The organism is Aliiruegeria lutimaris (genome assembly GCF_900099935.1).
GTDB lineage: Bacteria > Pseudomonadota > Alphaproteobacteria > Rhodobacterales > Rhodobacteraceae > Tropicimonas > Tropicimonas lutimaris.
Genome location: NZ_FNEK01000003.1, coordinates 84738 through 97296, shown reverse-complemented (window position 1 = coordinate 97296; position 12559 = coordinate 84738). Strand labels below are relative to the sequence as shown.

Here is a 12559-nt window from a genome sequence, read left to right as displayed (position 1 = left end):
TCGTCAGGCCTCGCCGGACTGCGGATAGGATATCTCGCCGCCGCCCACGGCCGCCGCGACGCCCGTCGTTGACGGAAACGAGGTTGGCAACCCGCGCGCCACCCGGACGGCCAGATAGGCGAAGGCCTGCGCTTCCAGCATGTCGCCATTCAGGCCGACCGCCTCGACGGGCTCCACCTTGCACCCCATCCCTTCCCGAATCATTTCCATCAGCACCAGGTTGTTGCGCCCGCCGCCGGTCACCAACAGGCGGCTGACGGGCCGCGGAAAGAACTCCGCCCCCCGCAGCACGGCAACCGCCGCCGCCGCCGTCAGGGTCGCCGCCGCGCTTTCCGTCGGCAGGTCTGCAACCTGGGCCGAGAGCGCGGCGAAATCGTCCCGATCGAGCGATTTCGGCGGCACTTTCAGGAACCAGGAATGCTCGACGAACCGGTCCAGCAGTTCCGCCGACACTTCTCCCTGCGCCGCGACCTTGCCGCTCTCGTCGAAAGGCAGGCCAAGCCGCGCCTGCACCAGGTCATTGATCGGCGCGTTGGCCGGCCCTGTGTCAAAGGCGAGAAGCGCGTTTTCCTCCTCCGGCGCCGCTTTCGTCGGGTCGACCCATGTCACATTGCCGACGCCGCCAAGGTTGAGAAAGGCCAGTGGTTCCTCCGCCTTGATCCACTTGGCCAACGCGAAGTGAAAGGCCGGCGCCAGCGGCGCCCCCTGCCCGCCCAGCTGCACATCGGCGCTGCGAAAATCCCAAACCACCGGCAGGCCGAGCGCCTCGGCCAGCACCGCGCCATCGCCCGCCTGATGCGTGCCGCGCCCGTCCGGCTCATGCGCCAGGGTCTGGCCGTGGAACCCGGCCAGCGCCACATCGTTGAAACCGGCCATCAGCTCGGCATGGGCCTGCTCCACCAGGGCGGCCGCCTCGTCAACGCCCTCCTGCCCCGGCCAGCGCCCGAGGGCCGCGCGCAGCACCGCCCGCTCGGCATCCGAATAGCTGCGATAGCCATGCTCACCAAAGTGCGCAATCCGAACGCCGTCGGTCTCGATCACCGCCGCGTCCACCCCGTCGAGCGAGGTGCCGGACATTGTTCCCAGCACAGGTATTACGCCGTGTTTCAACATGCTCTTTCCCTCACCCGCCGCCGCCGTTAGTAAAGCGCCATTCGCCCGAGACGAGAATGGACCGAAAGCCCCATGACCTACCACCCGAAATCCGACTTCATCCGCGTGATGATCGAACGCGGCTTCATGGCCGACTGCACAGACCTGCAAGGTCTGGACGACGCCATGATCAACGGTGTGGTGCCGGCCTATATCGGCTTCGACGCGACGGCCAAGTCGCTCCATGTCGGCTCGCTGATCCAGATCATGATGCTGCGCTGGTTACAGAAGACCGGCCACAAGCCGATCACGCTGATGGGCGGCGGCACGACCAAGGTGGGCGACCCCTCCTTCCGTGCCGAAGAGCGCCCATTGCTGACACCGGAACAGATCGACGACAATATCGCCGGCATCAAGCAGGTCTTCTCGGCCTATGTCTCCTATGATGACAGCGACACTGGCGCGCTGATGATCAACAATGCCGAGTGGCTGGACGATCTCAACTACCTCGATTTCCTGCGCGATATCGGCCGCCACTTCTCGGTCAACCGCATGCTCTCGTTCGAGAGCGTGAAATCGCGGCTCGACCGGGAGCAATCGCTGAGCTTCCTCGAATTCAACTACATGATCCTGCAGGCCTATGACTTCCTGGAGCTGAACCGCCGCTATGGCTGCGCGCTTCAGATGGGCGGATCGGACCAGTGGGGCAATATCGTCAACGGCATCGACCTCACCCGCCGTGTGCTGGACCAGGAGATCTATGGCCTCACCTCGCCTCTGCTGACCACCTCGGACGGCAAGAAGATGGGCAAGTCGCTCTCCGGCGCTGTCTGGCTCAATGGCGACATGCTGTCGCCTTACGAGTTCTGGCAGTTCTGGCGCAACACGACCGATGCCGATGTCGGCCGCTTTCTCAAGCTCTACACAGAGCTGCCGATCGAGGAATGCGAGCGCCTCGGTGCCCTTGAAGGGTCCGAGATCAACGACGCCAAGATTCGGCTCGCCAACGAGGTCACGACCTTGCTCCACGGCGCAGACGCCGCCGCCGCCGCCGAAGCGACGGCTCGCGAGGTGTTCGAAAAGGGCGGCATCGGCGATGATCTGCCGACGCTCGAACTCACGGCCGCGGAAATCGGCGACGGCATCTCCGTTGTTCAACTCATCGTCCGCTCGGGCCTCGCCAAATCCGGCAAGGAAGCCAAGCGCCTGATCGCAGACAATGGCGCGCGCATCGACGATGCACCCCTCACCGATGCCGGCCTCCTGCTCGACCGGGCGGCACTCGCCTCCCCGATCAAGCTCTCCGCCGGCAAGAAGCGCCACGCCCTGGTGACGCTTTCCAGCTAAGCCTGCGCTTCGGAGCCGTCCTCGCTGGCCCAAACGCCGCGACCGGACGGGATGGCGCTCAAGCAGAATTCCGGAGGGTCCGCGGCGAAGCCGTGGAAACCGTCATTCTGCTTGAACGGCAGCGCGGCAGGGCGCAAGCAGGGGCAAGCGCGGACGGATCCGAAGCGCCTGCGCTTTTGTGAGCTCCGAGGCCCTCTCCGCGCGGCACGCGCACAAGAAGAACGCGCCGCCAGGCGCACAATTTGATAACAGCCCTAGCCTTTCGCGCCCGCGCACGGTACCGAGCGGCCAAGTTTTACAGGACACCGCACATGGATATGCGCAATATCGCCATCATCGCTCACGTCGACCACGGGAAAACCACCCTGGTCGATGAGCTGCTAAAGCAATCCGGCGCCTTCCGCGCCAACCAGGCCGTTGCCGAGCGCGCCATGGATTCCAACGACCTCGAACGCGAACGCGGCATCACCATCCTCGCCAAGGCGACCTCGGTGGAATGGCACGGCACCCGCATCAACATCGTCGACACGCCCGGCCACGCCGATTTCGGTGGCGAGGTCGAGCGCATCCTGAGCATGGTCGACGGCGTTGTGCTGCTGGTCGATGCCGCCGAAGGGCCGATGCCGCAGACCAAGTTCGTCACCTCCAAGGCGCTCGCTCTAGGCCTGCGTCCCATCGTGGTGCTGAACAAAGTCGACAAGCCGGACGCCGAACCCGATCGCGCGCTGGACGAAGTGTTCGACCTCTTCTCCAGCCTCGACGCCAACGAGGACCAGCTCGACTTCCCGCATCTCTACGCCTCCGGCCGCTCTGGTTGGTGCGACACGGAGCTTGACGGGCCGCGCAAGAACCTCGACGCGCTCTTTCAGCTAGTCGTCAACCACGTCCATCCGCCCAGGCAGCTCAAGCGCATGAACGACGATTTCCGCATGCTGGTAACGACGCTCGGCGCCGACCCCTTCATCGGTCGCACGCTCACCGGCCGCGTCGAGAGCGGCAAGCTCAAGACCGGCGCCACCGTGCAGGCGCTTTCCCGCGTCGGCCAGAAGATCGAGCAGTTCCGCGTCGCCAAGATCCAGGCCTTCCGGGGCCTCTCCATGCAGGAGATCGACGAGGCACAGGCGGGCGACATCGTCACGCTCGCCGGCATGGCCAAGGCCACCGTCGCCGACACGATCTGCGCGCTGGCCGTTGACGAGCCGCTGCCCGCCCAGCCGATCGATCCGCCCACCATCTCCGTCACCTTTGGCATCAACGACAGCCCGCTTGCCGGCCGCGACGGCAAGAAGGTGCAGTCCCGCGTCATCCGCGAGCGGCTGATGAAGGAAGCCGAGACCAACGTCGCCATCCGCGTCACGGACACGCCCGGCGGCGAAGCCTTCGAGGTCGCCGGGCGTGGCGAGCTTCAGATGGGCGTTCTGATCGAAAACATGCGCCGCGAGGGCTTCGAGCTCTCGATCTCCCGCCCGCAGGTTCTCCTGCGCGAGGAAGACGGCGTGACAATGGAGCCGATCGAGGAAGTCACCATCGACGTCGATGATGAGTATTCCGGCTCCGTGATCGAGAAGCTGACCGGCCCGCGCAAGGGCGAGATGGTCGACATGCGCCAGAATGGCGGCAAGACGCGGATCATCGCTCACGTGCCCTCGCGTGGCCTGATCGGCTATCACGGCGAGTTCCTGACCGATACGCGCGGCACCGGCGTGCTCAACCGCGTCTTCTATACCTGGGCGCCGCACAAGGGACCCATTCCCGGTCGCCGCGCAGGCGTGCTGATCTCCATGGAACAGGGCGTCTCGGTTGCTTATGCGCTGTGGAACCTCGAAGAGCGCGGGCGCATGTTCATCCCCGCTCAGGCACCGATCTACCAGGGCATGATCATCGGCGAACACAGCCGCGAAAACGACCTCGACGTGAACCCGCTTAAGGGCAAGAAGCTGACCAACGTGCGTGCGTCGGGTACCGACGACGCGGTGCGGCTGACCACGCCGATCATTCACAGCCTCGAAGAAGCCATCGCCTATATTGACGATGACGAACTGGTCGAAGTCACGCCTAACGCCATCCGCCTACGCAAGCGCTATCTCGATCCGCATGAGCGCAAGCGCATGGCCAAGGCCGCGCCCTCGGCCTGATTGCGCATAGTGGCAGCCCGGCCCCAACCGGACATCGGGCTGCCACAGATTGTCTCTATCGAGAATTTCCGGCTGTGCCGGCACCCGGCCATTTGATAGCAGCGAATACGTGTGTAACCGGTCGAGTGCCGGGATCGGGCTGCTATGAATATCTCAACCAAGGAAATTGGCTATCGGCGTCTCGTCGATCTCGCCCAGGCGGCCGCGCTGGACCAGCGGCAATGGGATTGGTTTCTGAAGGCGCTGTCAGAGATGTCCGGGATTTCCGGCACGCATCTTTTCGTCCATGACTACCGCTCCAATATCGCGCTCGGCTATAGGGAACACGGCTACGACCCGGAGTTCATGGACAGTTTCGAGCGCCATTTCAGTGCCTTGAACGCCTGGGCACCGGCCTATCTCTCTGCAACGGCCGGACGCGTAGTGAGAAGCACGAGCGCCATCTCGGACGCGGAGATGGAAAAGACCGAGTTCTACAATGACTGGGTCAGGCCCCAGGAAGATATCATCGGCGGAGCCTTCACGGTACTTGCCCGAGACCGGACACACGTGACCCTGATCGGTGGAAATGTCCGTCGAAAGGATCGCGACGCGCTGGAAGGGCGATTGCAGAACCTTCTGCAACGACTGACACCCACCCTGCACCACTCGGTGCAGGTTTGCCGGATGCTCGGCCGCTTCGCCATTGACAACGCGGTGCTTCGCGAGGGGATGGAACCGGAAGACACCGCCATCTTCGCGCTTGACCGGCGCGGACAGGTACAATTTGCCAACAGGTTCGGCATGAAGCTGCTCGATGATGGCGATGTCGTCCAGCAGGACCTCCGCGCCCGACTGCGTTTCACGGAACCACAGCCAAGAGCGGCCTTCGGTCGAATACTCCGGGACCTCTTCGAGGCAGACAATGGCATTGCCCTGCCCTTTTTCGCCAAAGTCCAGTCTCGCACGCCATTCCTGTGCCGGACCGTTCCCGTTCACGGCGCCCATATCCCCTGGCTCATGACAGGGGGGACGGATGTTTCGGGCTACGTGCTTCTGCTGATGAGACGGGTCCTGCCGCCGATGACTGGACAAGACCGCCTGTAACGGGCGGCCCGCCCCGACATGCGCCAGTTACTCGCTGGTCTCGACGATCAGCAATTCGCGCTCGGAAGCACCGCGCGCATGGCTGAGCGCTTCCTGATACTTTTCAGAGCGATAACAGGCTTCTGCCGCTTCCACGCTGTCGAAACGGGCGACCACGTTTCGTGGCCGTTCCTTTCCTTCCAGCTGAACGAAGCGACCGCCACGCGCGATGAACTTCCCGCCATGTTCGGCAATCGCCACGGTGGCTATCGCGGCATAGCGGCGATAGGCCTCTTCGTCGGTCACGGTTACATGTGCAATCCAGAGAGCCGGCATGGTTTATCCTCCAATCACCGCTTCGGCCGCCTTGATGGCCGCGGGAGCGTTCGATGCATCCTTGCCGCCACCCTGCGCCATATCGGGACGGCCACCGCCGCCAATGCCGCCCAGTTCCGCGACGGCCGCCTTGACCAGGTCGACCGCTGAAACCTTGTCGGTCATGTCATTGGTTACCCCGGCGGCCACGGCGGCCTTTCCATCGGCATCGGCGATGAGAAGCACCGCCCCCGAGCCAATCCGGTTCTTGTGCTCGTCGATCAACCCGCGCAGATCCTTGCCATTGACCCCCTGCAGGACCTGGGCAACGAAGGGCACACCGTTGATTTTCTTCACTTCCTGGGCAGCACCCGCGCCGGAGCCTCCCGCGAGAGCGAGTTCCTTGCGCAAGTTTGCGATCTCCGCCTGCATGGCCTTGCGCTCTTCGACCAGGCTTTTCACCCGGTCAACCACCTCGGCCTGCGGCGCCTTCACGGCCGCCGCGACCTCGGACAGGCGCTTGTCCTGACCCGCGAGATATTGCCGGGCCGCTTCGCCGGTCAGCGCCTCGAACCGGCGCACGCCCGCACTGGACGCACTGTCGCCAAGCGCCACGAAGAGACCGATATCCCCGGTCTGGCGCACATGGGTGCCGCCACAAAGCTCGATGGACCAGGTGTTGCCATCCGCGCCCTTGCCGGTCGGCGCCTTGCCCATGGAAACCACGCGCACCTCGTCGCCGTATTTCTCGCCAAAGAGCGCCTGCGCACCGATCGCGCGCGCGTCATCGGGCGTCATGATCCGGGTTTCCACCTTCGAGTTCTGGCGGATGAAGGCGTTCACTTCGGCCTCGACTTCCGACAGGTCTTCGGCGCTCAGCGCGTGGTTATGCGAGAAGTCGAAGCGCAGCCGGTCGGGCGCATTGAGCGAGCCGCGCTGTGCGACATGATCGCCCAGGCGCTCGCGCAGCGCCTCGTGCAGCAGGTGCGTCGCGGAGTGGTTGGAGCGGATGGCCCCCCGGCGGTCGTGATCCACCACGAGTTCCGCCCCTGCGCCGGGCGCGATCCTGCCCTCGGTTACTTCGGCGACGTGAATGAAGATGCCGGCCGTTTTCAGCGTGTCCGTGATCCGGGCCTTGCCGCCGTCGCAACGCAGCACGCCGGTATCGCCCACCTGGCCGCCGGATTCCGCGTAGAAAGGCGTCTGGTTCAGGACGATCTGAACCTTGTCGCCTTCCTTGGCCTCGCCCAGCTTCTCACCGTCGCGGACGATGGCCAGAACCTGCCCTTCGGCGGACTCGGTGTCGTAGCCAAGGAAATCTGTCTTTCCCAGTTCTTCCGCGAGGTCGAACCAGATGGCGGCGTCCTTCGTTTCGCCAGAACCGGACCAGGCCGCGCGGGCCTTGGCCTTCTGCTCGGCCATGGCGGCATCGAAGCCGTCGGTGTCGACCGTCCGGTCCTTCTCGCGCAGCGCGTCCTGCGTCAGGTCGAGCGGGAAGCCATAGGTGTCATAGAGCTTGAACGCCGCCTCGCCCGGAAGTTCGGCGCCGTCGGGCAGCCTGGCAAGCTCGTCATCCAGCAGCTTCAGACCACGGTCGAGCGTCTGGCGGAAACGGGTTTCTTCCGTCTCCAGCGTCTCGGAAATCAGCGCCTGCGCCTGCTGCAATTCCGGATAGGCGCCACCCATCTGGCGGACGAGTTCCGGCACCAACCGGTGCATCAGCGGATCCTTGGCACCGAGAAGATGCGCGTGCCGCATCGCGCGGCGCATGATCCGGCGCAGCACGTAGCCGCGACCCTCGTTCGACGGCATCACGCCATCGGCGATGAGGAAGGAGGTCGAGCGCAGGTGATCCGCAATCACCCGGTGATGGGTCTTGCCGGGGCCGTCGGGATCGGAGGAGGTCTGGTTGGCCGAGGCCTCGATCAACGAGCGCATCAGGTCGGTGGCGTAGTTGTCATTGGTGCCCTGCAGCAACGCTGCGACGCGTTCGATGCCCATGCCTGTGTCGATCGACTGGTTCGGCAGATCGACGCGGGTGCCATCCTCGAACTGCTCGTATTGCATGAAGACGAGGTTCCAGATCTCGACGAACCGGTCGCCATCCTCTTCGGGAGAACCCGGAGGGCCGCCCCAGATATGCTCGCCGTGATCGTAGAAGATCTCCGTGCAGGGACCGCAGGGGCCAGTCGGGCCCATTTGCCAGAAATTGTCATTGGTCGGAATACGGATAATCCGGTCATCCGGCAGGCCGGCAACCTTCTTCCACAGGTCCGCGGCCTCGTCGTCGGTGTGGAACACCGTCACGAGCAGCCGGTTCTTGTCGATACCCAGTTCCTTGGTGACCAGTTCCCAGGCGAAGGGAATGGCCTGCTCTTTGAAATAATCGCCGAAGGAGAAATTGCCCAGCATCTCGAAAAACGTGTGGTGGCGCATGGTGTAGCCCACGTTGTCGAGATCGTTGTGCTTGCCGCCGGCACGAACGCATTTCTGCGCTGTGGTTGCGCGGTTGTAGTCGCGATGTTCGACCCCGGTGAACAGGTTCTTGAATTGAACCATGCCCGAATTGGCGAACATCAGGGTCGGGTCGTTGCGGGGCACGAGCGGGGAACTGTCGACGACCTCGTGGCCCTGGCGGCGGAAGTAGTCGAGGAAGGTCGTGCGAATGTCGTTCAGGCTTGGCATCTGTGTCTCCGGCGGATCTGCGGCGCAGATGTAACGGCACGCGCGCGGGGTGTCCACAGAATGCGCGCAGCCGGGGCTGCTCCCGCCCGTCGTCGTCGCATCAAAGATGCGCTCCTCCCGTTGGGCCGGGCGCCGCCTGCGGCGGCGCAGACAAAAAAACGGCGGTGGGCGCGTTGACCACCGCCGTTTTCGTACCAAATTCGTCGGAGCCGTTGCCGGATCAGTCCTCCAGAAGGTCCTCTCCAGCCACGGCATGAAAATCGAGACCATGCGCCGCCCGGATCTTGTCTTCAATTTCCAGGCCAATCGCCTCGTTTTCCTTCAGGAAGGTCTTTGCATTCTCCCGCCCCTGGCCGATGCGTTCGTCGCCATAGGAGTACCAAGAGCCGGACTTTTCCACCACGCCTGCCTTGACGCCGAGATCGATCAACTCACCCGTCTTGGAGATCCCTTCGCCATACATAATGTCAAATTCCACCTGCTTGAACGGCGGCGCGACCTTGTTCTTGACGACCTTGACGCGGGTTGCGTTGCCGACCACCTCGTCGCGATCCTTGATCGAACCGATGCGGCGGATATCCAGACGGACGGAAGAGTAGAACTTGAGCGCGTTGCCGCCCGTGGTCGTTTCCGGGCTGCCGAACATGACGCCGATCTTCATGCGAATCTGGTTGATGAAGATCACCATGCATTTGGAGCGGGAAATCGACCCGGTCAGCTTGCGCATCGCCTGGCTCATCAGGCGCGCCTGAACGCCGACCGAGCTGTCGCCCATATCGCCTTCGAGTTCCGATTTCGGTGTCAAAGCTGCGACCGAGTCGACCACCACCATGCTGACGGCGCCGGAGCGCACCAGCGTGTCGGTAATCTCGAGCGCCTGCTCGCCGGTATCCGGCTGGGAAATCAGCAATTCGTCCAGATCGATGCCAAGCTTGCGGGCATATAGCGGGTCGAGCGCGTGTTCGGCATCCACAAAGGCGCAGACGCCACCCTTTTTCTGCTCCTCGGCCACGCAATGCAGCGTGAGAGTTGTCTTGCCCGAGCTTTCCGGCCCGTAGATCTCGATGATCCGCCCCTTGGGAAGACCACCGATTCCGAGCGCGATATCGAGGCCCAGGGAACCGGTCGAGGTCGACTCGATCTCGGCTACCGGATTGTCGCCGCCAAGGCGCATGATCGAGCCCTTGCCGAACTGCCGTTCGATCTGGGCCAGCGCACTATCGAGCGCCTTCTGCTTGTCGGAACTTTTCTTTTCTGCCATGTCGAGAAGGCTCGCGGTCGCCATTGTTTCAGTCCTTATTCCATACACCGGTCGTGGCGGCAATGACTGCTCGTGTTCTTGCCTTGTTCTCGTGTTATGAGAACATTTTGAGAACAATTCAAGAGATATTGTCGAAATCCTTCATGGCGCGCCTCTGTTAACATCCGGTGAAAATCCACATCCGAAATCGAGGTGACCGGTTTTTTGATCCGTAGAGAAGCACCGAGTTCATTCAGCGCCGCCATGACGCCTCGCAACGTCTCAACAGACAGGTTTCCGATCACTGGATCTGATCGCGGACAGTCTGGGTCAGTTCGTTGAGCGAGAAGGGCTTCGGCAGGAAGACCGAGTTCGCAATAGCCGATTGCTCGTCGGTGAAGCTGTCCTCCGCATATCCGGACATGAATACGACCTGCACATCGGGACGATCCACCAACGCCTTGCGCACCCAGGTCGGCCCGTCCATGCCGGGCATGACGACATCCGTCACGAAGACATCCACCTTCAGCTCCGGATCGGCCAACGTGTCGAGCGCATCCTCGGCATTTTCTGCTTCCAGCACGGTGTAGCCGCGCATCCGCAGGGCGCGCGATGCGAAGGCTCGCACCGGTGCCTCGTCTTCGACCAGAAGGACAACCCCTTCGCCATGTTGGTATTGCTGGCTTCTGTCGGTCTTGCCCTGCACCGCAACCTTTTCTTCCGTTCGATCATACGCAGGGAAGTAGAGCGAGAATGTCGTACCTGAACCAACGAAGGAGTCGACAAAGATATATCCACCCGTCTGCTTGATGATCCCGTAAGCCGTCGACAGACCGAGACCTGTCCCCTCGCCCGTGCGTTTCGTGGTGAAGAATGGCTCAAAGATCTTTGCAAGCTTGTCGGCCGGGATGCCAACACCTTCGTCCTCGACCTTTACCACGACATAGTCTCCGGGCGCGACCGTTGCACGATCCCGCTCGAATGCTTCGGCGAAGTAGCGCGCCTCGGTGGAGACGCGTATTTCTCCTCCGTTCGACATCGCGTCACGCGCATTCACGACGAGGTTCATCAGCACCTGTTCCAACTGGCGCTTGTCCGCCCGGATCGGACGCAGGCCCGGGTCATGCGACAGAGACAGCGTGACCTTTTCGCCGACAAGACGGTTCAGCAGGTGGGTCAGGTCAGACAAGGTATCACGCAGATCGAGGATCTCGGGCTGCAGGTTCTGCTTGCGCGAGAAGGCGAGCAACTGGCCGACAAGGCTGGCGGCGCGGTTGGCGTTCTGGTTGATCTGTACCAGGTCCGCGTAGTCCTGGTCCCCTTGGTCGTGACGCAGCAATAGCAGATCGCAATGCCCCGAGATCGCGGTCAGAAGGTTGTTGAAATCATGCGCGACACCGCCGGCAAGCTGGCCGATCGCCTGCATCTTCTGGCTCTGGACGAATTGCGCCTCCAACGTTTTCAATTCGGTGGCGTCATTGATCACCACGCTCAGCACCGTCCGACCAGCCTCGATCGACCTTCCGAGCGAAACCTGCAGATAGAGCTCGCGATCGGGAACGCTTGCGCGGACGAATTCCGGGCGCCCCAGGCCGCGCCCATCCGCGGCATCCGCCAGCCAATCCTTGACCGAGCGACCGAGCCCCTCGACCAGATGGTGAAACTCCTGGCCGATCCGCGATGCCTCGCCGAAGAGGTCTTGTGCCGAACGGTTGGCAAACAGGATTCGCCCTTCGCGATCGAGTTTCAAAAGCGCCACGGGCAGCGAATCCAGGCTTCCGCCATCCCCGGCCTGCGCCGCGGCCGCGGTAACCTCCTCCGGCTCTTCGTCGCCGATGGGAATCAGGAAGACCTCCTGCCGTCCGCCGGCGCCATCGATCTCGACCACGCGCACCCGCAACGGGCCGTCTGCGCCATGCACTCGGTGAATCCCGTTCGGAACAAGCGGCAGATCGTCGAACACGCGCTCGAGCGATTTGACCCGACCGCCGAGGATCCGCCGCAGCGATTCATTCATGAACAGAACTGTGCCGGAGCGGCTGACCGTCATCATAGGCAGGCTGAGACTGTCCACCCCGCGCCCGGCCTGGTTGCGTTCGATCAGGTCCTCAAGACGCCACAGGAAGCGCCCGCTGTCGACCTGGTGCACGAAAAGTCGCACGTGGCCGCGCCGGGTGACGATATCCTCCCGGGCCGATCCCCGAGCCTCCGCCCGGTTCTGGAGCCGCATCAGCACGGCGGAGGGGTTGGCGAAGAGATCCCGCAGACAGCGTACCAATGTCTCCTCGGCCTGCTCGGCGATGCCGAAGCGCTCTCGTGCCGCCCTGTTGCGATGTTCGATCACGCCATCGATGTCGGTGGTGAAGCTCGGCGCGGTATCATGCTCGATGAACTGGGCAATCGCGTCCGAGACCTTTGTCTGGCGCATGTTGTCCCGGGCCGAGAACAGACGGATCAGCAAGGTCAGCGCGGCAAGGCTGCCGCCCGCGCCGAACATCACCAGGCCGATCACCGGATCGGGGACGTAGAAAGCCACCCCGAACAGGACAAGCGCGAACACCGCCACGTGCAGGACGCGGGCGGACATTCCGGCGGCGGTGCGCGAAATGGGATCGGGGGCAAGCGCCGTATGCGACAAGAGGGTTCTCCCGGGCGATTCGGTTCCCACACATTTCGGTCG

8 protein-coding genes are annotated in these 12559 nt (G+C 63.2%); 3 read left to right on the top strand and 5 right to left on the bottom strand.

Going from position 1 to position 12559, the window contains the following annotated elements:
• Positions 1–3 precede the first annotated feature (3 nt).
• On the bottom strand, positions 4–1113 hold the full coding sequence (locus BLR85_RS02570) for an anhydro-N-acetylmuramic acid kinase (RefSeq protein ID WP_093148826.1): 1110 nt from the start codon (positions 1111–1113) through the stop codon (positions 4–6).
• Positions 1114–1185: 72 nt separating this feature from the next.
• Here BLR85_RS02570 and tyrS point away from each other — a divergent pair, with 72 nt between their 5' ends.
• The 3 genes from tyrS (at position 1186) to BLR85_RS02555 (ending at position 5660) form a co-directional block, all read left to right on the top strand.
• Positions 1186–2439, top strand: a complete 1254-nt coding sequence (gene tyrS, locus BLR85_RS02565; RefSeq protein ID WP_093148822.1) for a tyrosine--tRNA ligase — start codon at positions 1186–1188, stop codon at positions 2437–2439.
• A gap of 311 nt (positions 2440–2750) precedes the next feature.
• Positions 2751–4574, top strand: a complete 1824-nt coding sequence (gene typA, locus BLR85_RS02560; protein ID WP_093148820.1) for a translational GTPase TypA — start codon at positions 2751–2753, stop codon at positions 4572–4574.
• A 144-nt stretch (positions 4575–4718) separates the two neighbouring features.
• The gene (locus BLR85_RS02555) at positions 4719–5660 is read left to right on the top strand and encodes a hypothetical protein (protein WP_093148817.1); all 942 of its coding nucleotides are present in this window, start codon (positions 4719–4721) and stop codon (positions 5658–5660) included.
• A gap of 27 nt (positions 5661–5687) precedes the next feature.
• Here BLR85_RS02555 and BLR85_RS02550 read toward each other — a convergent pair whose 3' ends face one another.
• The 4 genes from BLR85_RS02550 to BLR85_RS02535 all read right to left on the bottom strand — a co-directional run bounded on the left by BLR85_RS02550 (position 5688) and on the right by BLR85_RS02535 (position 12466).
• The gene (locus BLR85_RS02550) at positions 5688–5975 is read right to left on the bottom strand and encodes a DUF1330 domain-containing protein (RefSeq protein WP_093148814.1); all 288 of its coding nucleotides are present in this window, start codon (positions 5973–5975) and stop codon (positions 5688–5690) included.
• Positions 5976–5978: 3 nt separating this feature from the next.
• Positions 5979–8639 (bottom strand): alanine--tRNA ligase, encoded by a 2661-nt coding sequence (gene alaS / locus BLR85_RS02545; RefSeq protein WP_093148811.1) that lies wholly within the window; start codon positions 8637–8639, stop codon positions 5979–5981.
• A gap of 220 nt (positions 8640–8859) precedes the next feature.
• The gene (gene recA, locus BLR85_RS02540; RefSeq protein WP_093148807.1) at positions 8860–9924 is read right to left on the bottom strand and encodes a recombinase RecA; all 1065 of its coding nucleotides are present in this window, start codon (positions 9922–9924) and stop codon (positions 8860–8862) included.
• 256 nt (positions 9925–10180) lie between these two features.
• Entirely contained in the window at positions 10181–12466 is a 2286-nt protein-coding gene (locus tag BLR85_RS02535; protein WP_093149181.1) for an ATP-binding protein, read from the bottom strand.
• Positions 12467–12559 lie beyond the last annotated feature (93 nt).

Coding starts and splice junctions, on each gene's coding strand:
- typA (WP_093148820.1), top strand. CDS start 2,751: ATGGATATGCGCAATATCGCCATCATCGCTCACGTCGACCACGGGAAA.
- BLR85_RS02535 (WP_093149181.1), bottom strand. CDS start 12,466: ATGTCCGCCCGCGTCCTGCACGTGGCGGTGTTCGCGCTTGTCCTGTTC.
- tyrS (WP_093148822.1), top strand. CDS start 1,186: ATGACCTACCACCCGAAATCCGACTTCATCCGCGTGATGATCGAACGC.
- BLR85_RS02570 (WP_093148826.1), bottom strand. CDS start 1,113: ATGTTGAAACACGGCGTAATACCTGTGCTGGGAACAATGTCCGGCACC.
- BLR85_RS02550 (WP_093148814.1), bottom strand. CDS start 5,975: ATGCCGGCTCTCTGGATTGCACATGTAACCGTGACCGACGAAGAGGCC.
- recA (WP_093148807.1), bottom strand. CDS start 9,924: ATGGCGACCGCGAGCCTTCTCGACATGGCAGAAAAGAAAAGTTCCGAC.
- BLR85_RS02555 (WP_093148817.1), top strand. CDS start 4,719: ATGAATATCTCAACCAAGGAAATTGGCTATCGGCGTCTCGTCGATCTC.
- alaS (WP_093148811.1), bottom strand. CDS start 8,639: ATGCCAAGCCTGAACGACATTCGCACGACCTTCCTCGACTACTTCCGC.